Genomic DNA, 25,363 nt, shown 5'->3' on the forward strand with positions numbered 1-25,363 from the left:
AATCATCTCCCTCTCTTCCTTACCCCCGGAATCATCAATCCGATTCTGTGCAAAGGCCTCACAAGGGGAGAAGGAAAGGACAGCGATGCCCCCCTCAGCCCGTGCGTCGATGCTGATCCGATCCGCTATCCAGCCACGCAATGTCGTCGGGCGAAAGCGCGATGTCGAGGGCCTGCAGGCTGTCCTCCAGTTCGTCGAGTGTGCGTGGTCCGATCAGCGGGACGGACGGGAACGGCTGGGCCAGGACGTAGGCGAGCGCGACATGGATCGGGCTCTTGCCCAGCCGGTTGGCGAGCTCGATCGCCCGGTCGCGGCGGCCGAAATTCTTCTCGGAGTACCAGACCCGGACCAGCTCTTCATTGTCACGCTGGCCACGCCCGGCGCGGCCGGTGAAAAAACCCCTTCCCTGGCTCGACCAGGCGAAATTGGGCATCTGCCGGGCGGTCAGCCAAGCTTTCCAGTCATCGCTCGACGAGGTGACGCAACCCGGCCAGATCGGCACCAGCATCTCGGCCAGCGAAAAATTGTTCGAAAGCGCGCCAGGCTTCTGCTTGCCGGTCCGCTCGGCATAGGCAATCGCCTCGTCCATGCGTTCCCTCGTCCAGTTCGAGCCGCCGAACGGACCGCGGATGCGGCCAGCCCTGACCTCCCGGTCCATCGCGTCGACGAATTCGTCGACCGGCACGTCGGGATCGTCGCGGTGCATGAAATAGACGTCGACATGATCGGTCTGCAGCCGGTCGAGCGACTGGGTGAGCTGCTTGCCGATCACATCGGGATAGCAGAGCGGGGTGTGCGCGCCCTTGCCGATGACCACCGCTTGCTCACGCACGCCGCGGTTTTTCAGCCATTGGCCGAGCAGCGTTTCGGTGTAGCCGCTGCCGTAGATGAAGGCGGTGTCGAAGACGTTGCCGCCGGCTTCGAAATAGGCATCGAGCAGGATCATGCCGGAGGAGAAGGTGCGAAAATCCTCGAAGCCGAGCGCCAGGCACGAGGCCGGCCGCGGCAGGCCCGGAATTTCGTGCTTCGCAATGATGGTGCCGCCCGAGCGCAGCCGCCGGCCAGAAATGGTGTCGACGCGTTTTTCGGGTTTTTCGATCTCGTATTCGAGCCCGATGGCGGCGCGCCATTTGTCGAGCACACGCAGATTGCCGAGACTGTCGGCCCAGCCCATGCCCGGCCAGGCAAACTCCTGCTTTCCGGCCAGGATCGCCTCGCCGGCGGCGTCGACCTCGAAAGCGTAGAGCCAGCGGTCTTCCCTGATCTCGACCACCTCCTCACCGCCTGAACGGATGATGCGGATCTCGCCGGTGCCGCCTTCCCTGCCGCTCGCATACCAGAAATCCGCGACCTCGATGCGGCCTTTGGTACCAAGGATGCGCAGGACATTGTCCTGGGCGAGCGAGATCCCGCAGGAGACTTCGGCGACGATGCCGTTGGGGAAATGCAGCAGCGCCGAAGCCCATTCGTCGACGCCGGACTGGCCGAGATGCGCCGCACCCGCCACCTTGTCCGGCTCGGCGAAAGGCTTTCCCGATGCGGCCCCGGCAATCAGCCGCGCCATCGAAACGGGGTAGCCGCCGACGTCGAGAATGCCGCCGCCGGCGAGATCGTTGGCATAAAGCCGGTGCTCCGGCATGAAGCCAGGCATGGCGAAGCCGAAGCTCGATTTCACCATGCGCACCTCGCCGATCGCGCCGGACCTGACGAGGTCGACCAGCTTTGCCGTCTGCGGATGCAGCCGGTACATGAAGGCCTCGCCGAGAAAGGTGCCGGCCCTGCGCGCCGCATGGATCATCGCGTCCGCTTCGAAAGCGGTGAGCCCCATCGGCTTTTCGCAAAGCACGTGTTTTCCGGCCTCGGCCGCCCTGATCGCCCATTCGGCGTGGCTGGGATGCGGCGTCGAAATGTAGACCGCATCGACGTCCGGATCGGTGAGCAGAGCCTCGTAGCCGTCGAGGATACGGGCACCGGGGAAGTTTTCAGCGAAGCCTGGTTTGCCGGGATTGCGCGCACCAATGGCGACCAATGTGCCGGTGCGCGAATGGGCGACGCCGCCGGCAAAGGCCTTGGCGATGGTGCCGGGCCCGAGAATGCCCCAGCGGATCTTTTGTGGTTCGGACGTCATTCCTGGATCTCCTTGGGGTCGCCTCGGCGTCGCGAGTTGGTGAAAGAAAAATTCCGTGTCTTGGTGTGCATGGCGTTTGTCCCAAACCGCTGCGCGGTTCACGCCCGAGGGCATGCTTTTGGGCACTAGCGAATGCGAGCACCTGACTTGTCGAAGAGAAGCGACCGGCCGGCCTTGATCGACACCGCCATGTGGTCGCCAGTCGCCCGCTGCCGCGACGCCTCGCGCTCGATGATCAGTTCCTCTGGTCCGGCATTGGCATAGACGTAGCTCACCGATCCGAGGTGCTCGGCGACGTCGGCCTTGACGGCGATGTCGCAGTCGCCTTCGCCGGCCTCGAAGAAATGCTCCGGCCGCACCCCGAGCACGACCTCGGCGCCGACCGCAGGCGGGGCGCCCGACAGCGGTTTCCGCAGCCGAGCGCCGCCATGGTTGGCGAGTTCGATGAGCGTCGCATTGCCGTCGTTGCCGACCACTTGTGCCGCCAGAAAATTCATCTTCGGCGAACCGACGAAACCGGCGACAAAGCGGTTGGCGGGGTCGTCATAGAGATCGAGCGGCGCGCCGATCTGCTCGATATTGCCGGCGTTGAGCACGACGATCCTGTCGGCCAGCGTCATTGCTTCGGTCTGGTCGTGTGTCACATAGATCATGGTGACGCCGAGCTCCTTGTGCAGGCGCGAGATCTCGACCCGCATCTGCACCCTGAGCTCGGCGTCGAGATTGCTCAGCGGTTCGTCGAACAGGAACACTTGCGGCTCGCGCACGATGGCGCGGCCGATGGCGACGCGCTGGCGCTGGCCGCCCGACAATTGCCGCGGGCGCCGCTTCATCAGCTCGGCGATGCGCAGGATCTCGGAGGCCCGCTTCACCCGCCGCTCGGTGTCGGCTTTCGGGTTGCCGTTCATCCTCAGCCCAAAGCTCAGATTCTGCTCGACGCTCATATGCGGATAGAGCGCGTAGGACTGGAACACCATGGCGATGCCGCGGTCGGCGGGCTCGACATTGTTCACTACCTTGCCGCCGATGGCGATCTCGCCGCCGCTGATGTCCTCGAGCCCGGCGATCATCCTGAGCAGCGTGGACTTGCCGCAGCCGGAGGGGCCGACGAAGACGACGAATTCGCCGTCGTCGACGTCGATGTTCGCGCCGTGAACGATCTCGAAGACGCCGAAGCGCTTGACGACATTTTTGAGTGTGACCGCTGCCATGCTGATCCTATTTGATGGCGCCGGCGGCAATGCCGGCGACGAAATGGCGCTGCAAGAGCACGAACACGACGAGCATCGGCACGGTGAGCATCACGGCGCCCGCCATGATGCCGCCCCACGACACTTTGGTGAGGCCGATCAGCGTGCCGAGCGCCACCGGCGCCGTCATCGCGCCGGGCTTGGAATTGATCAGCAGCGGCCAGAGATAATTGTTCCAGGAGGCAAGGAACAGGATGATGGCGAGCGCCGCCAGCATCGGCCGCGCCAGCGGCAGCGCTACGAACAGGAAGATCCGCCATTCCTTGACCCCCTCGACGCGTGCGGCGTCGAACAGATCGCCCGGCATCATCGAGAAGCTCTGCCGCATGAACAGCACGCCGAGCGAATTGAACAGCGGCGGCACGATCAGCGCCACCCAGGTGTTGGCGAGCCTGAAGTCGCGCGCCACCATGATGAATTGCGGGATCAGCACGACAGCATAGGGCAGCGTGATGGTGCCGAGGATGATCGCGACGACGACGCCCTTGCCGAAGAACTGGTAGCGCGCCAGCGCCCAGCCGGCCATCGAGGTGAGCAGCACCGACAGGAACGTATAGGTCACCGCCACCGAGACCGAGATGCCGATGGCGCCGATGAAATTGGTGTCGCGCTGCAGGTTGTTGACGTTGTCGAGGAAGCTGCCGTGCGGCAAAAGCTCGATGCTGGGGCTGAAAATGCCCCTGTCGGGCATGGTCGAGAAGATCACCATCATCCACAGCGGAAACAGCCAGATCAGCGCAAGCGGCGTCAGGAAGAGATGCAGCGCGATGCTGCGTCCCAATCTGGAGGAGGAGCGGCTGGAGGAGGAACGGCTCGAAGCGGAACGTGAGCTCATTTCGGCTCCCTCGTCAGCCACAGTTGCACCAGCGAGATGGCGATCGCCAGCCCGGCCATGGTGTAGGCGATGGCCGAGGCGTAGCCGAAATTGAGCGACCTGAAACCCTGGCGGTAAAGCAGCAGCCCGAGCGTTTCGGTGCCGCCGCCCGGCCCGCCGCGCTCGGTGATCAGGAACGGTTCGGTGAACAGCTGCATGGTGCCGATGATCGACAGCACGGCGCAGAACACGATGATCGGCTTGAGCAGCGGCAGGGTGATGTAGAAGAACTGCTTGAGCTTGCTGACGCGGTCCAGCGTCGCCGCCTCATAGACATCCTGGGGGATGGACTGCAAGCCGGCGAGCAGGATGATGGCGTTGTAGCCGGCCCAGCGCCAGGTCACCGCGATCATGATCACCGACATCGCCGGGGTGACGTTGGAAAACCAGTCGATACGCGGCAGGCCGACGCTGTTCAGCAGCTTGTTGATGATGCCGTAGTCGAGATTGAACATCAGCCGGAACACCGCCGAATAGGCGACTTCGCCGACCACGACCGGGGCGAAGAAGGCGAAGCGGAACAGGCCACGGGCCTTGAGCAGCGGCGAATTGAGCAGCACCGCCATGACGATCGCCAAAGTGATCATCACCGGCACCTGGATGACGAGGATGAGCAGCGTGTTCTTCAAGGCGTTGAAAAAGGCCGGGTCGCCGATCAGCCGGCCCCAGTTGAAGGTCGGCGCGAACCGCCACGGCACGGTGCGCGTCGCCTGGAAGGAGATCAGGAAGGAGTTGATGATCGGCCACAGCCAGAAGATCGAGAAGATCAGCAGATAGGGCGCCAGGAAGCGGTACGCCGTGGCGTTCTGATAGCGCATTCCTTCTCCTTCCTGTCTCGCGCTGGAACGCGGGGTTAATGATGCGGCTGCAAACGGCGGTTCATGAACTTCTGGTGAGGACCAATTGTCGAAATCAGCGCTGCCCCTCATCGCCCTGCCGGGCACTTCTCCCCGTATAGTGACGGGGAGAAGGGGCTGGCCGCAATCTGGGCGTGCAATCTGCAACGTTGGTGATTGGCGAAACCGTCGATGACAGCGCCCCTCTCCCCGTCACTATACGGGGAGAGGATGCCGGCAGGCAGGTGAGGGGCAGCGAAACGGTCACAGGAAGGGGCCGAATTCGAACCCGCCCTCGCCCTCTTCGGCCAAACTCCATCTCACTCTTCGACCGGCAGGCCGGTCGCCGAGGCGATCTGGCTTGCGGCATCGTCGAGCGCCGCCTTGGCGTCGGGGTAGCCGGCGCCGAGATATTTGGTCTGCACCGCGCGGACGATGATTTCCGCGTCGCTCTGGAACGGCGTGCCGCGGCTGGGGACGACTTTCGGCAAGGTGCCAAGAATGTCCTTCCACACCGCCTGGCCGCCCCAATAGGGCTGGCCTTCGGAGACATAGGGGTCGTCGAGCGCCGAGATCAGCGACGGCACCAGGCCAAAACCCTTCAGCATCGCTATCTGGCCCTCATTGGTCGCGAGCGCGTATTTCAGGTAGGCGTAGGCGGCTTCCTTGTTGTTCGACACCGAGGTGATGGCGAGCGAAGAACCGCCGAGATTGGCGGCGCGCGGGCCGTCGGCGGTGAGGCTAGGCATCAGGTAGACGCCCCATTTGCCGCTGCCGTCGGGCGACTCGGTGCGTATGGTGCCCTCGTACCAGCCGCCATACATCTGGCTGGCGACCTTGTCGGCGGTGTTGTTGGTGATCTTGGTGCCCCAATCGGCCGAGGTGATGATGCCGGCGTCCTTCATCTCCTTGATCTTGGTCATCGACGCCACGCAGCCCGGCTGGTTGACGGTGATCGACTGCCCGTCGGCGGCGAAATAGGCGCAGCCCTGCTCGTTGGCGATCATGCGGAAGAATTCGGAGTCGCCGTTGAAATCGGCGTTGGTCATGGTCACGCCGGGATTGGCCTCCTGGATCTTCTTGCCGGCGGCAATGAAATCGTCCCAGGTCTTGATCGAGGTCGGGTCGACGCCGGCCTTCTCATAGAAGTCGCGGCGGTAGTACATCGCCACCGGGCCGGAATCCCACGGCATCGCATAGGCCTTGTCTTCTACTTCGAGCTCGGTGCGCTTGAAATCGGGGAATTTTGCCTGGTCTTCGGCGGTATAGCCGAGCGTATGGAGGTCGACGAAGCAGTCCGGGAACTGGCTCCAGTAGTTCTCGGCCTCACCGTTCTCGATCGTCACGATGTCCGGCAGCCCCTCTCCGCCGGCGGCGCAGCCGGCGATCGACTTGTCATAGGTCGGCTGGTTGCCGAGATCCTGGACCGTGACCTTGATGTCGGGGAACTGCTTGTTAAAACCTTCTATGGTGGCCTTCAGCGACGAAGCGGCGACGTTCCAGCTCCAGATCGTGATTTCGCCGGATTGCGCAAAGGCCGGGGCTGAGCCCAAGGCAAGCGCGAACGCGGCGCAGGTCAGTGTGATGCGCATTGAAATCCTCCCATTTCATTTGCTCTCTCTTCGCGAGCATGGCTAGACTAGGCGCTGGCGAAGGCTTGTCCGCGACAAAGGGAATAAAGAATGGGCGGAAAGTAAGATGCCGGAAAGGCCGTTTTACCAGCCCGGCGCCAGCAGCGTGGAGGGTCTGCCGCTGCTGCTGCAGATGTTTCACACCCAGCCCCTGGTGATGCTGAAGCCGCATTGGCATGCCCAGGTCGAGGTGAATTTCATCGTCCGCGGCGCCGTGCACTACCGCATGGACGAGCACGAGATCGCGCTTTCGGCCGGCGACATGTGCCTGTTCTGGGGCGGCCTGCCGCACCAGATGGACGATGCGTCGGACGATGCCGTCTATGCCGGCGCGCATCTGCCGCTGGTGCACTTCTTCCGGCTGCACCTGCCCGCCGACGTCCGCAACCGGCTGATGACCGGCGCGACCTTGGTGACCAATGCCACCGACCGGTCCGACAGCGACAATTTCGAGCGCTGGAACCGCTACGTCCGCTCGGGCGATGCGGGCAAGGCCGAGCACGCCGTCAACGAACTCTTGCTGCGGCTGGAGCGGGTGCGCTTCGAACCCTACCGGCTGGTGCCCGAAACGCCGATCGAGCAGGAAGCAGGCAGCCCCTTCGACCAGCAATCGCTGCGCAATGTCGGGCGCATGTGCGACTTCATCGCCGAGAATTTCCTCTACGACATCGACTGCGTCGACATCGCGGCGGCGGCCGACATCCATCCCAAATACGCCATGAGCGTTTTCAAGAAGTCGACCGGCATGACGCTCAACGAATATGTCAATCTGTTGCGGCTCAGCTACGCCCAGGCGCTGCTGATGCACCAGGACGCCAACGTGCTGCGCGTCGCCATGGACTCCGGCTTCGGCTCGCTCAGCGCCTTCAACAAGTCGTTCCGCAAGCTGGCCGGCATGTCGCCGTCGGATTTTCGCAGAGGCGCGGGCGCCCGATAGTCGATGCACAGGACATGGCTGGGACCCGGGCGCCGAACACCAAGGCGGTCACGGTTTGGTTTGGCGCCCACGCAACAATGCACCACCGGCCCTGAGGCCGGTGGTGCTCTCTGGACCGTCTGTAGGGGCAGGACCGTTCCAGGGGATCCCTTAGGATCGGACTCGAATGTCGGGTTTTTCTTGACCCACAGCATCGGCCGAACAGATGAAGGAGCCCGCCAACTGACCAAGAATCTCGATGCTGCGATGCGCCACCGCGCACACATGATTTGCAATTTTATTCGGCGTCGGCTGGCTGGTGCCGTGCAGCCCAAAAGCGAAAAAGCCGCGGCGAACCGCGGCTTTTCGATGCTTGTTTCCCGCTTGGGAAACTGGAGCGGGTGAAGCGATTCGAACGCTCGACCCCAACCTTGGCAAGGTTGTGCTCTACCCCTGAGCTACACCCGCTCGCGCGGCTTTTGGGCCGCAAGCCGAGCCTATATGGCTGAAGGGCGCGGCGATTGCAACAGGGAAATCGCAGGTTTTTTGGGCTGCACCCGGCGACGCAAACCAGCCTTCCCTGGCGCGGACAGGAACGCAATCGGCAGCCTTGCCGCGCAACGGTCTTGTCTCGGCCGCGTCATTGGCCGTAAACGGCATGATCCAAACGCGCGACAACAAGAAAGTCCGACAGAAACGACATGCCGAAAACCGAAGCCGAGCTTTTCGCCTTTCTTGCCGATCTCGGGATCGAGGTCTCGACCCTGCGCCATCCGCCGCTGTTCACGGTCGCCGATTCGCAGGCGCTGCGCGGGGAAATCGCCGGCGGGCACACCAAGAACCTGTTCCTCAAGGACAGGAAGGACAATTTCTTCCTGGTCAGCGTCGATGAGGAGGCGGTGGTCGATCTCAAGCAGATCCACCAAATCATCGGCGCCGCCGGGCGCGTGTCCTTCGGCAAGCCGGAGATGCTGATGGAGCTTCTCGGCGTCACTCCGGGGGCGGTCACCGTGTTCGGCTTGATCAACGATACGCAGTTGCGGGTCAAGGTCGTTCTCGACCAGGAGTTGATGCGCCATGCCGTCATCAACGCCCATCCGCTGACCAACGAGGCAACGACATCGATCGCCGCCGCCGACCTGGTCAAATTCGTCGAGGCAACCGGGCATGATGCTGTTATCTTGAAAGTCACGGCATGATCGCCACATGGATGACGATATACCGACTTCTGAGCGAGAATTAAGGATGTTGCGCCGGGCTGGCGGCCGGGCGGCGACCGAAAGGGCACGAGATGAGCGACAACAATCAATTTGGCGGCCCGTTTGGCAGCAATGCCGGACAGTATGCCACCACTGTGCAGTATGGCGGCACTGAGACCGCGCCTGAGAAAGTCGCGCTTGGCGACCCGCCTGTCGCTGCCGACGTTATCAAGGAGACGACGACGGCAGCATTTGCCGCCGACGTCATCCAGGAATCGCGCCGTCAGCCGGTGCTGGTCGATTTCTGGGCGCCATGGTGCGGGCCCTGCAAGCAACTGACGCCGCTGCTGGAAAAGGCGGTCACCGCCGCCGGCGGCAAGGTCAAGCTGGTCAAGATGAACATCGACGACCATCCTTCGATCGCCGGACAGCTCGGCATCCAGTCGATACCGGCAGTCATCGCATTCAAGGACGGCCAGCCGGTCGACGGTTTCATGGGGGCCATTCCCGAGAGCCAGATCGCCGCCTTCATCCAGAAGGTCGGCGGCAAGGGCAATGGTGCGCCGCAGGTGGCCGAGGCGCTTGCCGCGGCCGCGGAGGCGCGCGCCGCCGGCGATGTGCAGACCGCGGCGGACATTTTCGACACGATCCTGGAACAAGCGCCGGAGACGATCGAGGCGATTGCCGGGCTGAGCGATCTGCTGTTCGAGGCTGGCGATGCCGAGGGTGCCGAAGCCGTGCTGGCGCGGGCGCCGGAAGCAAAAAAGGATGCGCCGCCGCTCGCCGCCGTGCGCGCCAAGATGGCGCTCGCCGCGCAGGCACAAGCACTTGGCAATCCGGCCGAGCTCGAGCGGCGCCTGGCTGATAACCCCGGGGATCATCAGGCACGTTTCGAGCTTGCCATGATCCAGAACGCCAACGGCGAGCGCATGGCCGCAGCCGACAATCTGCTGGCGATCGTCAAAGCCGATCGCTCGTGGAACGACGACGGCGCCAAGACGCAGTTGCTGCAGTTCTTCGAGGCCTGGGGCATGACCGACGAGGCAACGCTGGCGGCGCGGCGCAAATTGTCGTCGCTGCTGTTTTCCTGAGCGCAACACCAAGCTGTTTTTGCCTGATGGCCTTGCGGTCGACAACGGCTGCGCCAGATTAGGAGGCCTGACCGATCCGTTCTTCGCCTGGTGACGATTTTGGGCCTGGTGACGATTTTGGGTCAGGTTGCGAAGGGATGGGCGGGCTTGATGCGCTTCTTGAGGGAGCGAGCGGAGGTTTGAAGTGCAGGCGGGAAACGCGCATTACCGGCTCGATACGGATTTGCCGCCGACGGTGCCGATCTTCCCGCTTGAAGGCGCCTTGCTGCTGCCGGGCGGCCGCATGCCGCTCAACATTTTCGAGCCGCGCTATCTGGAGATGGTCGATGAGGCGATCGCCGGATCGCGGCTGATCGGCGTCATACAGCCCAGCCTCGACGGCTCGCGGCGTCCCGACGGCGAGCCGGCGCTTTGCAATGTCGGCTGCGCCGGCCGTATCATCGCGCTTTCCGAGAGCGGCGACGGCCGCTACCTGATTTCGCTGCAAGGTGTGTGCCGGTTCCGCATCGTGCAGGAGCTTGTGGTCAAGACGCCCTTCCGCCAGTGCCGGTTTGCACCCTTTCTCACCGATCTCGACGAAGATCAAGCCGAGGCCGAGATCGACCGGCCGGCGCTGCTCAAGGCATTTCGCGCCTATTTGCAGGCCAACGATCTTGAAGCCGACTGGGAAAGCGTCAGCCGCGCCGAAAACGCCATGCTGGTCAATGCGCTGTCGATGATGGCGCCCTACGGGCCGGCCGAGAAACAGGCGCTGCTCGAAGCGGCCGACCTGAAGACACGCGCCGAAACCCTGATCGCCATCACCGAAATGGCGCTGGCACGCGAGAACGAGGATTTCGGCTCGAGCTTGCAGTAGAAGGGTGGAAAAAGAAGCCAATTGCGGAAGTCGGCGCCGCCCCTCATCGCCCTGCCGGGCACTTCTCCCCGTATAGGGACGGGGAGAAGGGGCTGTCGGCAGCCTTGGCGGACGTTCTGCAACGCGGGTGATTGGCGAAACCACCGATGAGAGCGTCCCTCTCCCGTCACTATACGGGGAGAGGAATGCCGGCAGGCAGGTGAGCGGCAGCGTCAACGCACGAAGACTGAGGACGAACGAGAGGACTGACAAAATGGTGGATGGGCGTGAGGGAAAGAAGGCCAATGTCGACCCCAAGCTGCTGGAATTGCTGGCCTGCCCGCTGACCAAGGGTCCGCTTAGCTGGGATCCGGAGCGCGGCGAGCTCATCTCGAGGGTCGCACGGCTTGCCTATCCGGTGCGTGACGGCATTCCGATCATGCTGCCTTCTGAAGCACGCTCGCTCCCCTTCGACGACGGATTGCCGCCGCCGCGGTTGGGTGGGCCGTCCTGAACATATTCGGGTGTCGGCGCTCGCACCCCCCTCTGGCCTGCCGGCCATCTCCCCCTCAAGGGGGGAGATCGGCAGCTTCGCCTGCAGCGCCTTTCCTACGACGTAGGAGATTGCCGAGGCCGGCCGCGACAGACAATCTCCCCCCTTGAGGGGGAGATGCCCGGCAGGGCAGAGGGGGGCGCTGTCCCGCCGGCATTCAGGATTGTGCACCGCCGCACAGTATCCCCTATTGAAAATTACGCCCCTTCGGCATGACCATTTCTGCCTTCCCCGATAGCGTCGCAATGTCCTGCCGATCGTTCTGCACGGCATGTGCGTGCAAAAGCACGGACAGCCAGGGTGTCAGGTCCTCGACCTTGTCGGCGACGATATGGATGACGTCCGATTCCGACTGCAGTTTGCCGGTGACGCGGACCAGCCGCGCGCCCATGACAATGGGCCGGTAGCGGTTGAAGGTCCTTTCCCAAAAAATGACGTTGGCGACCGCCTGCTCGTCTTCCAGCGTCAGGAAAATCGCTTTGGCGTTGCCCGGCCGCTGCCGCACCAGGACAAGGCCGGCGACCGAAACGCGCTTGCCGTCCCGAACCTGGCCGAGGCGCGCATTGGGGGTGACGCCTGAGCGGTCCAGCCGCTGGCGTAGAAAGGCAAGCGGGTGCGCCTTCAGCGACAGGCCGAGCGAACGATAGTCGTGGACGACGTGCTCGCCGAGCGGCATTGTCGGCAGCCTGGTCTCGGGCTCGAGATCGCGCAAGCGGATCTCCGGCCGGTCGAACAGCGGCAGGGTCTCCATGGCACTCCTGCCGTCGAGCGCGCGGACCGCCCACAGGGCGTCGCGGCGGTCGAGGCCGAGCGAACGGAAAGCGTCGGCTTGCGCCAGCTTCTCGATCTCATCGACATGGAGGCCCGAGCGCAGCCAGACATCGCGAACGGATGCGTAGCCGTCGCCGCGTCTGGCGACAAACACCTCCATGCGCTCCTTCGACAGGCCCTTGACCTGGCGAAAACCCAGCCGGACGGCATGGCTGGTCCGGATGATGCCGCGCATTTCGGCATGGCGGTCGAGGATGCCGGCCGGGTCGAAAGGCACTTCCTCCAGCGCGCAATCCCAACCGGAAAAATTGACGTCGACCTCGCGGATTTCGACGCCATGGTCGCGCGCGTCGCGGACAAGCTGAGCCGGCTGATAAAACCCCATCGGCTGGGAATTCAGGATCGCGGCGCAGAACACGTCGGGATAGAACGTCTTGAACCAGCAGGAGGCATAGACCAGCAGGGCGAAGGAGGCGGCATGGCTTTCGGGAAAGCCATATTCGCCAAAACCCTCGATCTGCTTGAAGCAGCGCTCGGCGAAGTCCTTTTCGTAACCCCGCAAAATCATGCCGTCGACCATCCGCTTGCGATAATTGCCGATCGTGCCAGTGCGCTTGAAAGTGGCCATGGCGCGGCGCAGTTCATCGGCCTCGCCCGGCCTGAAGCCGCCGGCGACAATGGCGATCTTCATCGCCTGTTCCTGGAACAGCGGCACGCCCAGCGTCCTGCCGAGTATCTCTTCCAGTTCCGGCTTGGGATATTCGGGCTTTTCCTTGCCCTGCCGGCGGCGCAGATAGGGGTGGACCATGTCGCCCTGGATCGGGCCGGGCCGCACGATCGCCACCTCGATGACGAGGTCATAGAATGTTTTCGGCTTGAGCCGCGGCAGCATCGACATCTGGGCGCGCGATTCGATCTGGAAGACGCCGATCGTGTCGGCACGGCAGATCATGTCGTAGACATGTTTGTCCTCGGCAGGGAGGGTGGCCAGCACATAGGGCCGGCCAAAATCATCCCGCGCATCGGGATAATGATCTTCAAGCAGCGTGAAGGCGCGCTGCAGGCAGGTCAGCATGCCGAGCGCCAGCACGTCGACTTTGAGGATTTTCACCGCGTCGAGATCGTCCTTGTCCCACTCGACCATCTTGCGTTCGTCCATCGCCGTCTTGATGATGGGCACGATCTCGTCGAGCCGGTCCCTGGTGATGACGAAACCGCCGACATGCTGCGACAGATGACGGGGAAAACCCATGATCTCGTTGGCGCATTCGATCACCTGCCTTGTCGACGGATCGGTTTGATCGAGGCCGCCGGCGCTGGTCTCCTTTTCGCCGAGCTCCGAGGTCGACCAGCCCCAGATCGAGCTGGACAGCGCGCTCCTGACATCGTCCGACAGGCCCATCGCCTTGGCCACTTCGCGCATCGCCGACCGGCCCCGGTAGCTGACGACGGCCGCGGCCAGCGCGGTGCGCTTGGCGCTGTATTTCGAGTAGATATACTGGATGACCTCTTCGCGCTTTTCATGCTCGAAATCGACATCGATGTCGGGCGGCTCGTTTCTTTCCTCGGAAATGAAACGCTCGAAAAGCGAATCGATCCGCTCAGGCCCCACTTCGGTGATGCCGATGCAATAGCAGACCACCGAGTTGGCCGCGGAGCCACGTCCCTGGCAGAGTATGCCCTGGCTGCGGGCAAATTTGACGATGTCGTAGACTGTCAGGAAATAGCGCGCGTAATTCAGGCGCTCGATCAAAGCGAGTTCTTCGCGGATGCGCCTGGTCACATCGGCGGGAACGCCCGAGGGGTAGCGTATCGCGGCTCCCTCCAGAGCCAGCCTTTCCAGTTCGGCCTGGGGCCCGAGGCCCGATTCCGTCGGTTCGTCGGGATAGTTGTATTGGAGGTCACTGAGAGAGAAGCTCAATTCGCCGGCAAAGTGCTGCGTTTGCGCCAGTGCCTGCGGATGCCGCCGGAACAGCCGCGTCATCTCCATTGGCGGCTTCAAATGGCGCTCGGCATTGGCCGCCAGTTCCAGCCCGGCTTCGGCAACAGGCAGGTTGAGGCGGATCGCCGTCAGCACGTCCTGCAACCGGCGCCGTTCGGACGTATGGTAAAGAACGTCGTTGGTCGCCATCAGCGGAATGCCTGATGCCTCGGCCATGGCAGCCGCCTGCTCGACACGGTAGCGGTCGTTGCCGTGATAATCCGGCGAAACGGCAAGCCGCAGGGTCTTGCGGCCGAAGCGATCTTTCAGGCGGCTGATCAGCCCGAGATCCTCGGCCGGCGCCGACAGATCCGGCAGGATCGCCAGCGACATGAGATCGCCCCATTCGAAAAGATCGTCGCGATAGAGCAGCGGTGCGCCCTTTTCGCTGTCGTCGCGCATATTGGCTTGCGTCAGCATGCGGCACAGATGGCCCCAGCCCTTGCGGTCCCGCGGATAGGCGAGAACGTCGGGCGTGCCATCGCAAAAAACCAGGCGGCAGCCGGGATGACAGGAAAGACCTTCCACCTTGGCCTGCTGCCAGGCGCGCACGACGCCGGCCACCGTGTTGCGGTCGGCAAGCCCGATCGACGAAAAGCCCAAAAACTTTGCCGCGACCACCAGCTCCTCCGGTTTCGAGGCGCCGCGCAGGAACGAGAAATTCGACTGGATGCCGAATTCGGCATAGGGGACGGCCGCCAGCGCATTCATGCGAAGACCCCGTGCATGAACCAGCGCGGCGCCGCCTGCGAGGCGCCGTAGAGACCCTGGCGATAAAGCCAGTAACGGCGGCCGTCGCTATCCTCGATGCGGAAATAATCCCGGGTCGCTTCCTGCCCCGCTGCCTCCCGCCACCATTCCGGGGCGATGCGTTCCGGCCCTTCGGCGCGCGCCACCCGGTAGAGCGCGCGCCGCCAGCGGAAGTTCAGCGGCGGTCCTTCAGGCATTTTGGTGGCCGGCACCTCGATCGGCTCGGGCGAGCGGAACAGCCGGATCGGCCGTTCCGGCCGCAAGACAGGCCTAGTGTCTTTCATCTTGCCCGGCATCTTGTCCGGCTGCTTCGGCGCAGAGACCCTTTGCGGCGCCTCCGCATAGGGATGCGTGGCGACGGCGCGCTCGGGCAGATGACTCTCGACGGCAACCGGTTTCAAAACCGCGCTGTCGCCGAGCCGGGCGCGGATGCGGTCGGCGAAAAGGGCTATGTCGGCGCTGTCGTCGCGCGTCTCGCCGGTCAGATCCGCCTGCTGCATGTCGAAGGCCGCGGCCGACAGCACCGAGAGGCGCACGAGATCGAAGCCATAGCCGGCATCGATGTCCTGTTCGAGCGCGGCAAGCCTCTCGTGGAACAATTTCTGGATCAGCAACGGCTCGCGCAACGGCCGCGAGGTGCCGACGGCGATGCGGCTGACGGCGCCGTCGACGCGGAAAAGCAGCAGCGCCAGCCTTCTTGCGCCCTCGCCGCGGCGCTCGAGGTCCGCCTTCAATGTCGTCGCCAGCATTTTCACCAGCCGCTCTATTTCGTCGGTCAGCATGATCGGTTCGGCGAGATGGCGTTCGACCGAAAGCGGCGCCACCGGCAGGCGCGGCGACACCGCCTCGTCGAGGCGGCCGAGCGCCTGGTCGAGACGCAAAAGCAGCGATCTGCCGAAGCGGCGGGCGAGCGGCGCGCGCGGTGCTGCCATGACGGCGCCCGCCGTGCGCAGGCCGACGCTTTCCAGGCTGGCGCGGATGTCAGGCTCGATGCGCAGCGCCGCCAGCGGCAAGGGTGCGAGAAGCGCCTCCTCCTCGCCACCGGGGACGATGCGATCACCAGAAAACCGCGCTGCCGCCCAGGCTGCACCTGGTGTGGCGGCAAGGCCGGCGCGGACATCGAAACCCTGATGGAAAAAGCGCGACAGGATGTCGTCCAGCATCGCCCGTTCGCCGCCGAAAAGATGGGTGCAGCCGGTGACGTCGAGAAACAGGCCATCGGCTGCGTCGATCGCCACCAGCGGGGTGTAGCGGTCGCACCAGTCGGCGAGGCTTTCGAGCAGGCGGCGGTCGGCCTCGGGATCGGCTTCCACGACGTCGATCGACGGATGCATGGCGCGCGCGTCGGCTATGCCCATGCCGCGCTTCAGGTGAAGCGCCTCAGCCCGCTCGTCGAGGGCGGCGATGCGCTGCGCGTTCGCCTGGCGATGGCTGATCACCAGCGGCAGGTGATCCGACGGCCGCGAACGCCAGGACCGCCCCAGACGCTGGCGCAGGATCCTTTCCGCGCCGAGATGCGGAAACCACAGGGACAGGATTCGCTGCCCGTTCTTGGCGTCTTTCCCCAGCCCTTCTTTCCTCGAAACTGCGTTCATCGGGGTTCCACTCCAGTGTGAATTGTCCTGGCAAGGCGGTGCGGCTCTTGCCGATGCTGACGGTGAAGGCGGGGCGGCCGATCGAGCCGGCGAGCGGCCCGGCGATCGTCTGGCGTGGTGCCGACGGCGCCGCCGACAGGACGAGGCGGACGGGTGCCGCCGTCGGCTCGGGTTCGCCGGCCTGGCGCAGCAGAAACACCGGCCGGCCGGCGCTCTGTGCCCGGGCGTGCAGCCGCCGCGTCGCGGTGAGGTCCAGCCGCTGCGGACTGCCGCGGATTTCGAGAATGACGGCGGCGAGCGCCGTCATCCGGGCGGCCTCCTCGGCGGTCCACAGCGCGTCGAGGAGCCTTGGCGTCTCGGAAAACAGCAATTGCTCCGGCTCGATGCCGAAAAGGCGATGAAGCCCCCTGGCATAGGGGAAGCCGGCCTCGCGGAAGATTTCCGCGGTGCCGATCCACAGGACCGGCAGTCGCGGCCCCTGTTTGAGGATCAGGCTGACGAGCGACAGGGCGAAGCCGGCGACGGCTCCGGCATCGCGGGTCGCGGCGCCATGGATCTCGCTCAGCGCCGCCTTCGGCAGGCCGCCGCCGAGCGCGGTGTCGAGACCTTCGGCGCCGGTGCGCAGAAACGCATCGGGCGGCGCCACGGCGAGGCCGCGGCGGACAATTGTCAGATTTTTGGGCGTGACATCAGCTGTTGGATTCCGGGGCGCATCAACGGGAGCGCCGGCCGGCGCCTGCAGGCGCTCGGGCAGCGTTCCCTCGATCTTCGCGATCTGGCGGCGCAGGGCAAAAACAGTCTCCCGCGCCACGGCGCTTGTCGCCATGACGGTCAGCTTCCACTCACAATTGTTCCTGTTATGTTCTAATAGATTCCAGAGGGCGGCCGAAGAGTCAAGCGGAGTCATAGGCGCAGTCATGGGGAATTTATTCCTGCCGCGCATGGACGGCAACCCGGCCAATTGCCGAGTCCGGCGCGAAAGCCTATATGCCGGGATCAGAAGGACAAAGCATGGCCCGCATCTACAAGACCCGTACCTGGCACGACGAGCTTTCGCCGTCGATGGAGGAAATGGAGTTCCTGGCGCTAGAAGCTTACGCCCATCTGCCGGAGGAGTTTCGCAAGCTGACCGGCGAGATCGTCATCCAGATCGCCGAATTCCCGACCGACGAGATCATGGACGATTTGTCGCTGGAAACGCCTTTCGATCTGCTCGGCCTGTTCGAGGGGCGCGGCATCGCCGAGCGCTGGAATCCGCAGACCGGCGAGGGGCCGAACCGCGTCACGCTCTACCGCCGCGCCATCCTCGACTACTGGGCCGAGAACGAGGAGACGCTGGGCGATATCGTCACCCATGTGCTGATCCACGAGATCGGCCACCATTTCGGCCTGTCGGACGACGATATGGAACGGATCGAAGAGGCAGCCGAGTAGGCTGTGCTGATATTCAGGTGATGCCGGCCTGCGAACGGCAGTTCCCTGCGCTCCCGGTGCTCACGTACCCAAAAGTACGCTCCGCTCCGGTTCTCGGAAACTACCCAGTCTGGTCGCTTCGCGCCCGTCTTCGACTCCGGCGCGGCCTGACCTGAATCTCAACACACCCTGCGTCGAGCCTTGCAAAGCTACCAATCGCTGAGCTTGGTGTCGGGCCCGTATTCCTGGCCCTCGACATCCTTCACCACGGCCTGGCCGCAGCGCATGGTCTTGGTCTGCTGGTCGTAGGAATAGGTCGGCGACCCGAACAGGTGCCAGCCCTTGTTCAGCGCCGCCGTCACCTTGTGGCAGAAGCTGGAATCGTCCGGGCCGGACAGAAAGCGGTAGAGTTTCATTTTTCATTCCTGTGGTGGGTTGCGATCATGTCCCGCTGGCGCTGGCGGCCGCCTTCGCCAGCAGTTTTTCGGCCTGCGCCAGATGCAGCCGCTCGAGCATCTTTCCATCCAGCGCAATGACTTGCCTGCCGGCATTTTCGGCAAGCGCGAAGGCCTCCTTGACCGCACGCGCCTCGGCCACGGCTTCGGCAGATGGTGCAAAGGCGCGGTTTGCGGCATCGATCTGGGCCGGGTGGATCAGCGACTTGCCCTCGAACCCCATGGCGGCTGCTTCCGCGCATTCGCGCGCAAAAGCGTCCAGATCGCGAAAATCGTTGAAGACACCGTCGAGCAGCTCGAGGCCGCCGGCGCGCGCGGCGAGCACCATCTGCATCAGCCATGGTGTGAGATAGCGCCGGTCGGGCGTGGCGAGAATGCCGGTGTCCTTGACCAGGTCGTTCGTTCCGGCAACGAAACAGACCAGCCGCGAGGCCGGATCGCGTCCAAGCTCGGCAATCGGGCCGATGTTGAGCAGCGCCTTGGGCGTCTCGATCATCGCCCATAGTTTTACCTCGTCGGGTGAAAAATTGTCGTCCAGCACGTCGCCGGCTTCCAGGACGTCGCGCGGCGTGTCGACCTTGGGCAGCAGAATGGCGTCGGGCTGGCAGCGTGCCGCCGCCAGCAAGTCCCTGGCGCCCCATTCGCTGGAGAGCGGGTTGATGCGCACGACCATTTCGCAGCGCAGGTTTGCGCGGTGAGCGAAAATATCAGCCAGCTTTTCGCGGGCAAAAACCTTGTCGGTCGGGGCGACGGCATCTTCGAGATCGATGATGACGGCATCGCAGGCCAGTGACGAGATCTTGGCCAGCGCCTTGTCGTTCGAGGCCGGGACGTAAAGCACCGAGCGGCGCGGGCGGCAGGTTTCGGTCATGCCTGATCTATGCCGCCTGGAGGCGATCGAAGCAAGCACACAGGGCAATCGCTTCGGGCAGTCATAGCTTGCATTGGATGCAAGCCAATCATCGAAGTTGGCGCCGCCCCTCGTCGCCCTGCCGGGCACTTCTCCCCGTATAGGGACGGGGAGAAGGGGCTGGCGCAGCCTCGACGTCATTCTTGCAACGCTGGTGATTGGCGAAACCGGCGATGAGAGCACCCCTCTCCCCGTCACTATACGGGAGAGGATGCCGGCAGGCAGGTGAGGGGCAGCGCAAGCGCCCGCAAAAGGGGTGACGGGGCGGATTCAAAGCTGAAGTGATTCCTGACCCTGCACAAAAACTGCACAACATTGCGGAAAATCTCCTCGGACCCGCCTCGCAGCCTGCATTTCGGCCGGCGAAAAGGGCGGCATGCAAGAGCGCGAAAAGCCCCGTTGGTCCCTGCCCCTCCGCAATGACGGTTGCTGGCTCATCGATCCGCCGCGTTCGGCGACTCTCTTTCCCTTCATCCGCAAATCTCCGCCCCCCGGCCGGATCAAAGCCGCTGAGAAAACCCGATCATGACATCGCTGCTTACCGCCGCGCCGGGCAGTTGCGCGCGCTTCGGCGTTGCCGCCCTGCTTGCCGCGCTGGCCGATTTCTTCTTCTATGGGCAGCCGGTCGGCATCACGCTCTTCCTGTTCGGCATGACGCTGGCCGCCGCGGCCGCGGCGCTCAGCGCCGGCCGGGCCTGGTTCAAACCCGTTGCCCTGCTTGTCGGGCTGCTGCCGCTCCTTGAAAATGTCAGCGCGCTGTCCGTCGCGATCGGGCTTGCGGCGCTGGCCGTCTTTACGCTTTCGCTGGTCGGGCGGCTGCGGCGCGGATTTGCCCGCATTGCCGGCCAGGTCGCGCTGTTCCTGCTCGCAGCGCCGTTTCGGTTCGTCCACGATTTCGTCCGCTGGCGCAAGGCGGCGCGGCGGCTTGGCCGGCGGCGCATCGGCTTCGCGGCGATCGCCGTCTGGATCATGCCGCTGACCCTGGGCGCAGTGTTTCTGGCGCTGTTCGGCGCCGCCAATCCGGTTATCGAATACTGGCTGTCGCTGATCGATCTCTACGCACTGCTCGACCTCATCCAGCTGCCGCGGCTGGCCTTCTGGCTGGTCGTGCTTGCCGGCGTCTGGGCTTTTTTGCGCCCGCGCCTGCCGCGCTTCTTGCGCCGCATTGCGCGTCGGGTGACACCTGTCCCTGTCAGCGCGGTGACGACGACGACAAAACCCGCCAGGGCGATCGAGGACATCATCTTCGGCAAGGCCGCCATCCTTCGCGCGCTGGTCATCTTCAACATCCTGTTCGCGATGCAGACCGCGCTCGACGCCACCTATCTGTGGGGCGGCATCGCCCTGCCCGACGGGCTGACCTACGCCGCCTATGCGCATCGCGGCGCCTATCCGCTGATCGTCACGGCGCTGCTCGCCGCCGGTTTCGTGCTGGCGGCGCTCAGGCCGGGAAGTGCCACTTCCAGCGATCCGTTCATCCGCCGGCTGGTCTATGTCTGGGTGGCGCAGAACATCGTGCTGGTCATCTCGTCGATCCTGCGGCTTGAACTCTATGTCGGCATCTATGCGCTGACCTACTGGCGCGTCGCCGCCTTCGTCTGGATGGGGCTGGTGGCGGCGGGCCTCGTCCTGATCATCGCCCGCATCGCGCTCGGAAAATCCAATGAATGGCTGCTTTCCGCCAATCTTCTGACGCTATCGGCGACGCTTTATGCCTGCTCGTTCATCAACTTTGCCGCCCTGATCGCCAACTACAATGTCGAGCACTCATTCGAAATGACCGGCCACGGAACCGAGCTCGATTTCTGGTACCTGCGTTCGCTCGGTCCCAGCGCCCGGCCGGCGCTCGATCGCTTCCTCGAGCATCAGGCCAGGACCAATACGGCCAGCGTTTCCCCCTACCGCGAACTCGTCCGTTTGCTGGGACAGGACGAGGCCGGCTACCGCGCGGCCCAGGAAAACTGGCGCGCCTGGAGCTTTCGCGATTGGCGGCTCCTTCGCACTCTCGACACGTCTATCCCGTTCGTGGTTCCTCAGGGCTCCGAACCCTTCGTGCCGGGCCGCTGATCGATGCCGCATCACATCCTTATCGCCGACGATGATCCGCACATCCGCGAGATCATCTGCTTCGCGCTCGAAAAGGCCGGCATGAAAACGGTCGCGGTAGCCGACGGCGCCGCCGCCTTGCAGGCGATCGAGCGCCGCGCGCCCGATCTTGTCGTGCTCGACATCGGCATGCCGGAGATGGACGGGCTAGAGGTCTGCCGGCGGCTGCGGCACACATCGGATGTGCCGGTGCTGTTCCTGTCCGCGCGAGATGAAGAAATCGACCGCATCCTCGGGCTCGAAATGGGTGGCGACGACTATGTCACCAAGCCGTTCAGCCCGCGCGAGCTGGTCGCCCGCGTCAACGTCATCCTGCGGCGCGCCCGCCCGGCAAAAGCCGAACAGGCCGACGACAGGCAATTCTCGCACGGCCGTCTCGCTTTGCTGCCGGCCAGCCACGCCGCCAGCTTCGACGGCAGGCCGCTGGTGCTGACCTCGATCGAATTCGCCATCCTGAAGGGGTTTCTGGCGCGCCCGGCGCATGTGCTTGGGCGCGACATGGTGATGGCCAATGCCTATGCCGGCAACATCCATGTCGCCGACCGCACCGTCGACAGCCATATCCGCAACATCCGCGCCAAGCTGGCGGCGGCCGGCTGCACAGATGCGATCGAGACCGTACATGGCGTCGGCTTCCGGCTCGGCCGGTGCGGCGCGTGACCGCGCATAAATGGCGGCCGCGCCTCGCCACGGTCGTTGTCGCCATCCTGATCATGGTGATGGCGCTGCCGCTGGTCGGCCTGTTCTTCTTCAGGCTCTACGAGAACCAGCTGATCCGCCAGACCGAGGCCGAGCTGATCGCGCAGGGTGCCGCCCTTGCCGCCATCCATGCGCAAGAGGTCCGCGACGCCGGCATCGCGGCTGAAAAGCTCGGCGCGGCCGTGCCTGCCGACAGCGACAGTCCGGACTCTCCCTACCGGCCGATCGAGCCAAGCCTCGATCTTGCGTCCGACAGGGTTCTGGCGACACGGCCCGCGGCGACAGCCGCCACCGTCGATCCCGCCTTCACGGCGATCGGCGCGCGGCTGTCGGGCATTCTTGCCGAGACGCAGAAAACCACGCTTGCCGGCTTCCGGCTGCTCGATCCCAAAGGCGTCGTCATCGCCGGACGCGAGGAGATCGGCCTGTCGCTCGGCGCAGTAGGCGAGGTTCGCGCAGCACTTGCCGGCCGCTATGCCAGCGCGCTCAGGCAGAGGATATCAGACGAGCCGCCACCTTCGCTCTATTCGGTCAGCCGCGGCACGAGAGTCCGCGTCTTCGTCGCAATGCCCGTCGCCGTCGACGGCAAGGTCGCCGGCGTCGTCTATCTGTCGCGGACGCCGAACAACATCGTCAAGCATCTTTATGGCGAGCGCGGCAAGGTGGTGCTGGCGGCGATCGCCATCCTCGGCGGCACGCTGCTCATCGGCCTGATCTTCCTGCGCACCGTCAGCCGGCCGATCTACGCGCTGATGGAGCGGACAAAGCGGATCGCCGCCGGTGATCGAGCAGCGATCAGGCCGCTCGACCATCATGGCACGCGCGAGATGGCAGCGCTGTCCGACGCTTTCCTCGAGATGGCCGAAAAGCTGCATGCGCGCTCCGACAGCATCCAGACCTTCGCCACCCATGTCTCGCACGAGCTCAAATCGCCGCTGACGGCGATCCAGGGGGCGGCCGAACTGCTGCGCGATTCAGGTAGCGCAATGGACGAGGCCGAGCGGCGGCGGTTTTCAGACAATATCGTCACCGACGCCGGGCGGCTCAATCTGCTGGTGCGCCGTCTGCTCGACCTGACGCGTGCCGAAAATCTTGCGCCCAGCGGCGAAAGCACATCGCTCAGTGCGGCCCTGGCGCTGTTGCCGACCGGGGACAGGCTGGCGCTTCGGGTCGAGGCGGGCGGCGAGACCGGCCTGCGCATCTCGGCCGAGAACGCAGCGATCGTGCTGGCCAATCTCATCGACAATTCGGCAAGGCATGGCGCGACACTGGTTTCGATCACGGCGGCGAGCGCAGGCGGCAAGGCGACGATCCAGGTGAGCGACGACGGCGCCGGCATTTCGCCGAGCAACCGTGCGCGTATTTTCGAGCCATTCTTCACCACACGCCGCGATTGCGGCGGCACCGGCATGGGCCTCGGCATCGTTCTGGCCCTGCTGAAAGCGCATGATGGCACGATCCGCCTGGTTGACTCCGAGCGCGGCACGCGCTTCGAGATCATCCTGCCGGCTGCATGAATTGCAGCATGATCGTTTCAGAAAACCGGCTTCGGGATCATGCTTCAGAACTGGAGAAGCGAAAAAGTGCGCTACGACGTCGTCATCATCGGCGGAGCCATCGTCGGCTCCTCGATCGCCTATTATCTGCGCGAGGAAGGGTTTTCGGGCTCGATCGCGCTGGTCGAGCGCGACCCGCAGTTCGCCCATGCGGCGACGACGCTGTCCTGCGCTTCGATCCGCCAGCAGTTTTCGATTCCGCAAAACATCCGGCTGTCGCAGTTCACGCTGAAACTGTTCCGGCGGCTGACGGAAGAGTTCGGGGCCGACGCCGATATCGGTTTTCGCGAAGGCGGCTACCTCATCCTTGCCGGCGAGAACGGGTTGCCGATCCTTGAGGCCAATCACCAGACGCAATTGGCCGAGGGCGCCGACATCGTGCTTGAGGATGCGGAGGCGCTCGTCCGCCGGTTTGCATGGCTGTCGGCCGAGGGCATCACCGCCGGCGCCTATGGCCGCAGCGGCGAGGGCTGGTTCGACGCGCATGCCATGCTGATGCTGTTCCGCAAGGCGCTGCGCGAGAAAAAGATCGATTTCATCACCGCCGACGTGACCGGCATCGAACGGCAGGGCGACCGTGTCACCGGCGTCAGCCTCGACAATGGCGAAAGGCTCGACGCCGGTATCGTCGTCAACGCCGCCGGGCCGAATGCCGGAAAAGTCTCGGCAATGGCCGGACTGGTGCTGCCGGTGGAACCGCGCAAGCGAAATGTCTTCATCTTCGAGGCGCGCGAGAAATATGACGACATGCCGCTGCTGGTCGATCCCTCAGGCATCTATGTCCGGCCGGAAGGCTCGGTCTACATCACCGGCGGGGCCGAACCGGAAGACGGCGACGGCCCCGCCGATCCCAGCGATTTCGAGCCCGACTGGCCGCTGTTCGAAGAGGTAATCTGGCCAGTGCTGGCGACCCGCATTCCGGCCTTCGAGGCGATCAAGCCGACGCGCGCCTGGGCCGGCCATTACGATTACAACACGCTCGACCAGAACGCGGTGATCGGCCCGCATCCGCAGGTGCAGAATTTCCTCTTCGCCAACGGTTTTTCCGGCCACGGCCTGCAGCAGGCGCCGGCGGTCGGCAAGGCGCTGGCCGAGCTGATCGTGCATGGCGGCTACCGCACGGTGGACTGCTCGGCGTTTGGGTATGAGCGCGTTGCCGAGGGGCGGGCTTTCAGGGAGTTGAATGTGATCTGAGGCTGGCGGACAGAGAGGGGTGCTGTCCCTCGGTCACCAAAGGGTTCCGCACCGCAAGGCCAGCCGTCAGCGCTCGCGGCCAAACCAGAACGCATCCGCCATCCGCGTCATGCCGATCCGTTCGTAGAAGCCGACCGCGTCGGGCACGGAGATCAGTGACATGGCGACGGATGGCCCGAGCTGCCGCCGCGCTTCGTCGAGCAGGCCCTTGCCGATGCCGAGCCCTTGCGCCGATTTGCAGACGGCGAGCTCGGAAATATAGCACACCCACGATAAGTCGGTGATGCCTCGGGCGAGGCCAATCAGCGGCTCGCCAGGCGCATCGAGGCGCGCCGTCAACACCAGATCTGCAATGGCAAGCATCGCCTTCAGACGGACGTCGTCATCGATGGGCCGAGTGACGCCGAGGCCGGATTCCACCAGCACGCGGCGGAACTCGGCTGCGTCGAGGTTCGGTTCGCTGGCGTAGAGTACTTTGGGACGTGTTGTCATGCCGGCCAAGGTGCACCATAGGGCGGCAACTTTGAAGCGGTCCGTGCTCTAGGACCAAAGCTTGCGAAAACAGCTGCCTTTTATTTGCCTGCAGCTTTGTGTAAACCGGGCGCCAATACATCCCCGCA

General features: G+C 64.3%; 22 protein-coding genes and 1 tRNA gene. 11 read left to right on the forward strand and 12 right to left on the reverse strand.

Annotated elements, in window-relative coordinates:
- Positions 1-94 precede the first annotated feature (94 nt).
- From AC0L3H_RS28590 to AC0L3H_RS28610, 5 genes are all read right to left on the reverse strand, one after another.
- Positions 95-2,128 carry an aldo/keto reductase gene (locus AC0L3H_RS28590; RefSeq protein WP_473587695.1) on the reverse strand — a complete coding sequence of 678 codons (2,034 nt, stop codon included), beginning with the start codon at positions 2,126-2,128 and terminating at the stop codon, positions 95-97.
- Positions 2,129-2,253: 125 nt separating this feature from the next.
- Positions 2,254-3,339: an ABC transporter ATP-binding protein gene (locus AC0L3H_RS28595; RefSeq protein ID WP_473587696.1), complete on the reverse strand. Its 1,086-nt coding sequence runs from the start codon at positions 3,337-3,339 to the stop codon at positions 2,254-2,256.
- Positions 3,340-3,346: 7 nt separating this feature from the next.
- Complete coding sequence (locus tag AC0L3H_RS28600) at positions 3,347-4,213, reverse strand: carbohydrate ABC transporter permease (RefSeq protein WP_473587697.1); 867 nt, start codon at positions 4,211-4,213, stop codon at positions 3,347-3,349.
- On the reverse strand, positions 4,210-5,070 hold the full coding sequence (locus AC0L3H_RS28605; protein ID WP_473587698.1) for a carbohydrate ABC transporter permease: 861 nt from the start codon (positions 5,068-5,070) through the stop codon (positions 4,210-4,212). The genes AC0L3H_RS28600 and AC0L3H_RS28605 overlap by 4 nt, the downstream gene beginning before the upstream one ends.
- A gap of 338 nt (positions 5,071-5,408) precedes the next feature.
- Complete coding sequence (locus tag AC0L3H_RS28610) at positions 5,409-6,680, reverse strand: ABC transporter substrate-binding protein (protein WP_473587699.1); 1,272 nt, start codon at positions 6,678-6,680, stop codon at positions 5,409-5,411.
- Positions 6,681-6,786: 106 nt separating this feature from the next.
- On the opposite strand from AC0L3H_RS28610, the gene AC0L3H_RS28615 reads away from it, so the two are divergent.
- Both AC0L3H_RS28615 and AC0L3H_RS28620 read left to right on the forward strand, forming a co-directional pair.
- A complete protein-coding gene (locus tag AC0L3H_RS28615) occupies positions 6,787-7,656 on the forward strand; it encodes a helix-turn-helix domain-containing protein (RefSeq protein ID WP_027153653.1) in 870 nt (289 codons plus the stop codon).
- Positions 7,657-7,836: 180 nt separating this feature from the next.
- The gene (locus AC0L3H_RS28620) at positions 7,837-8,040 is read left to right on the forward strand and encodes a hypothetical protein (protein ID WP_473587700.1); all 204 of its coding nucleotides are present in this window, start codon (positions 7,837-7,839) and stop codon (positions 8,038-8,040) included.
- Here AC0L3H_RS28620 and AC0L3H_RS28625 read toward each other — a convergent pair.
- Positions 8,029-8,103, reverse strand: a tRNA-Gly gene (locus AC0L3H_RS28625). The two genes, AC0L3H_RS28620 and AC0L3H_RS28625, sit on opposite strands and share 12 nt — an antisense overlap.
- 233 nt (positions 8,104-8,336) lie before the next feature.
- On the opposite strand from AC0L3H_RS28625, the gene AC0L3H_RS28630 reads away from it, so the two are divergent.
- From AC0L3H_RS28630 to AC0L3H_RS28645, 4 genes are all read left to right on the forward strand, one after another.
- Positions 8,337-8,834, forward strand: a complete 498-nt coding sequence (locus AC0L3H_RS28630) for a prolyl-tRNA synthetase associated domain-containing protein (RefSeq protein WP_473587701.1) — start codon at positions 8,337-8,339, stop codon at positions 8,832-8,834.
- Positions 8,835-8,926: 92 nt separating this feature from the next.
- Positions 8,927-9,925, forward strand: coding sequence for a thioredoxin (gene trxA, locus AC0L3H_RS28635; protein ID WP_473587702.1), 999 nt, complete (start codon positions 8,927-8,929; stop codon positions 9,923-9,925).
- 184 nt (positions 9,926-10,109) lie between these two features.
- Complete coding sequence (locus AC0L3H_RS28640) at positions 10,110-10,781, forward strand: LON peptidase substrate-binding domain-containing protein (protein ID WP_091592106.1); 672 nt, start codon at positions 10,110-10,112, stop codon at positions 10,779-10,781.
- A gap of 253 nt (positions 10,782-11,034) precedes the next feature.
- Complete coding sequence (locus AC0L3H_RS28645) at positions 11,035-11,274, forward strand: Trm112 family protein (protein WP_027153659.1); 240 nt, start codon at positions 11,035-11,037, stop codon at positions 11,272-11,274.
- A gap of 226 nt (positions 11,275-11,500) precedes the next feature.
- Here the strand turns inward: AC0L3H_RS28645 and AC0L3H_RS28650 are convergent, their stop codons facing one another.
- The 3 genes from AC0L3H_RS28650 to AC0L3H_RS28660 are packed head-to-tail and all read right to left on the reverse strand — an operon-like array spanning position 11,501 to position 17,236.
- A complete protein-coding gene (locus AC0L3H_RS28650) occupies positions 11,501-14,776 on the reverse strand; it encodes an error-prone DNA polymerase (protein WP_473587703.1) in 3,276 nt (1,091 codons plus the stop codon).
- Positions 14,773-16,254, reverse strand: a complete 1,482-nt coding sequence (locus AC0L3H_RS28655; RefSeq protein ID WP_473587704.1) for a DUF6504 family protein — start codon at positions 16,252-16,254, stop codon at positions 14,773-14,775. The genes AC0L3H_RS28650 and AC0L3H_RS28655 overlap by 4 nt, the downstream gene beginning before the upstream one ends.
- Positions 16,196-17,236 (reverse strand): ImuA family protein, encoded by a 1,041-nt coding sequence (locus AC0L3H_RS28660; protein ID WP_473587705.1) that lies wholly within the window; start codon positions 17,234-17,236, stop codon positions 16,196-16,198. The genes AC0L3H_RS28655 and AC0L3H_RS28660 overlap by 59 nt, the downstream gene beginning before the upstream one ends.
- 185 nt (positions 17,237-17,421) lie before the next feature.
- Between AC0L3H_RS28660 and AC0L3H_RS28665 the strand changes: the two genes are divergently transcribed.
- Entirely contained in the window at positions 17,422-17,844 is a 423-nt protein-coding gene (locus AC0L3H_RS28665; protein ID WP_023802719.1) for a metallopeptidase family protein, read from the forward strand.
- 188 nt (positions 17,845-18,032) lie between these two features.
- Here the strand turns inward: AC0L3H_RS28665 and AC0L3H_RS28670 are convergent, their stop codons facing one another.
- Both AC0L3H_RS28670 and AC0L3H_RS28675 read right to left on the reverse strand, forming a co-directional pair.
- Positions 18,033-18,239, reverse strand: coding sequence for a DUF1737 domain-containing protein (locus AC0L3H_RS28670; protein WP_236371063.1), 207 nt, complete (start codon positions 18,237-18,239; stop codon positions 18,033-18,035).
- Between the two features lie 25 nt (positions 18,240-18,264).
- Positions 18,265-19,149, reverse strand: coding sequence for an HpcH/HpaI aldolase/citrate lyase family protein (locus AC0L3H_RS28675; protein WP_473587706.1), 885 nt, complete (start codon positions 19,147-19,149; stop codon positions 18,265-18,267).
- A 564-nt stretch (positions 19,150-19,713) separates the two neighbouring features.
- Here AC0L3H_RS28675 and AC0L3H_RS28680 point away from each other — a divergent pair.
- The 4 genes from AC0L3H_RS28680 to AC0L3H_RS28695 all read left to right on the forward strand — a co-directional run bounded on the left by AC0L3H_RS28680 (position 19,714) and on the right by AC0L3H_RS28695 (position 24,743).
- A complete protein-coding gene (locus tag AC0L3H_RS28680; protein ID WP_473587707.1) occupies positions 19,714-21,255 on the forward strand; it encodes a DUF4153 domain-containing protein in 1,542 nt (513 codons plus the stop codon).
- A 3-nt stretch (positions 21,256-21,258) separates the two neighbouring features.
- Positions 21,259-21,954 carry a response regulator transcription factor gene (locus tag AC0L3H_RS28685; RefSeq protein ID WP_128170058.1) on the forward strand — a complete coding sequence of 232 codons (696 nt, stop codon included), beginning with the start codon at positions 21,259-21,261 and terminating at the stop codon, positions 21,952-21,954.
- A 59-nt stretch (positions 21,955-22,013) separates the two neighbouring features.
- Positions 22,014-23,510 carry an ATP-binding protein gene (locus tag AC0L3H_RS28690; RefSeq protein ID WP_473587726.1) on the forward strand — a complete coding sequence of 499 codons (1,497 nt, stop codon included), beginning with the start codon at positions 22,014-22,016 and terminating at the stop codon, positions 23,508-23,510.
- A gap of 66 nt (positions 23,511-23,576) precedes the next feature.
- Complete coding sequence (locus AC0L3H_RS28695) at positions 23,577-24,743, forward strand: NAD(P)/FAD-dependent oxidoreductase (protein WP_473587708.1); 1,167 nt, start codon at positions 23,577-23,579, stop codon at positions 24,741-24,743.
- A 66-nt stretch (positions 24,744-24,809) separates the two neighbouring features.
- On the opposite strand, the gene AC0L3H_RS28700 is transcribed toward AC0L3H_RS28695, so the two are convergent.
- Positions 24,810-25,235: a GNAT family N-acetyltransferase gene (locus tag AC0L3H_RS28700; RefSeq protein ID WP_473587709.1), complete on the reverse strand. Its 426-nt coding sequence runs from the start codon at positions 25,233-25,235 to the stop codon at positions 24,810-24,812.
- Positions 25,236-25,363 lie beyond the last annotated feature (128 nt).

Source organism: Mesorhizobium sp. WSM4816 (assembly GCF_055811535.1).

What these genes read in the sequence shown, in the direction of transcription:
- AC0L3H_RS28650 (WP_473587703.1), bottom strand. Translation starts at nt 14,776, where the DNA reads ATGAATGCGCTGGCGGCCGTCCCCTATGCCGAATTCGGCATCCAGTCG.
- AC0L3H_RS28680 (WP_473587707.1), top strand. Translation starts at nt 19,714, where the DNA reads ATGACATCGCTGCTTACCGCCGCGCCGGGCAGTTGCGCGCGCTTCGGC.
- AC0L3H_RS28700 (WP_473587709.1), bottom strand. Translation starts at nt 25,235, where the DNA reads ATGACAACACGTCCCAAAGTACTCTACGCCAGCGAACCGAACCTCGAC.
- AC0L3H_RS28595 (WP_473587696.1), bottom strand. Translation starts at nt 3,339, where the DNA reads ATGGCAGCGGTCACACTCAAAAATGTCGTCAAGCGCTTCGGCGTCTTC.
- AC0L3H_RS28630 (WP_473587701.1), top strand. Translation starts at nt 8,337, where the DNA reads ATGCCGAAAACCGAAGCCGAGCTTTTCGCCTTTCTTGCCGATCTCGGG.
- AC0L3H_RS28670 (WP_236371063.1), bottom strand. Translation starts at nt 18,239, where the DNA reads ATGAAACTCTACCGCTTTCTGTCCGGCCCGGACGATTCCAGCTTCTGC.
- AC0L3H_RS28675 (WP_473587706.1), bottom strand. Translation starts at nt 19,149, where the DNA reads ATGACCGAAACCTGCCGCCCGCGCCGCTCGGTGCTTTACGTCCCGGCC.
- AC0L3H_RS28665 (WP_023802719.1), top strand. Translation starts at nt 17,422, where the DNA reads ATGGCCCGCATCTACAAGACCCGTACCTGGCACGACGAGCTTTCGCCG.
- AC0L3H_RS28615 (WP_027153653.1), top strand. Translation starts at nt 6,787, where the DNA reads ATGCCGGAAAGGCCGTTTTACCAGCCCGGCGCCAGCAGCGTGGAGGGT.
- AC0L3H_RS28605 (WP_473587698.1), bottom strand. Translation starts at nt 5,070, where the DNA reads ATGCGCTATCAGAACGCCACGGCGTACCGCTTCCTGGCGCCCTATCTG.
- trxA (WP_473587702.1), top strand. Translation starts at nt 8,927, where the DNA reads ATGAGCGACAACAATCAATTTGGCGGCCCGTTTGGCAGCAATGCCGGA.
- AC0L3H_RS28645 (WP_027153659.1), top strand. Translation starts at nt 11,035, where the DNA reads ATGGTGGATGGGCGTGAGGGAAAGAAGGCCAATGTCGACCCCAAGCTG.
- AC0L3H_RS28590 (WP_473587695.1), bottom strand. Translation starts at nt 2,128, where the DNA reads ATGACGTCCGAACCACAAAAGATCCGCTGGGGCATTCTCGGGCCCGGC.
- AC0L3H_RS28690 (WP_473587726.1), top strand. Translation starts at nt 22,014, where the DNA reads ATGGCGCTGCCGCTGGTCGGCCTGTTCTTCTTCAGGCTCTACGAGAAC.
- AC0L3H_RS28600 (WP_473587697.1), bottom strand. Translation starts at nt 4,213, where the DNA reads ATGAGCTCACGTTCCGCTTCGAGCCGTTCCTCCTCCAGCCGCTCCTCC.
- AC0L3H_RS28610 (WP_473587699.1), bottom strand. Translation starts at nt 6,680, where the DNA reads ATGCGCATCACACTGACCTGCGCCGCGTTCGCGCTTGCCTTGGGCTCA.
- AC0L3H_RS28660 (WP_473587705.1), bottom strand. Translation starts at nt 17,236, where the DNA reads ATGGCGACAAGCGCCGTGGCGCGGGAGACTGTTTTTGCCCTGCGCCGC.
- AC0L3H_RS28685 (WP_128170058.1), top strand. Translation starts at nt 21,259, where the DNA reads ATGCCGCATCACATCCTTATCGCCGACGATGATCCGCACATCCGCGAG.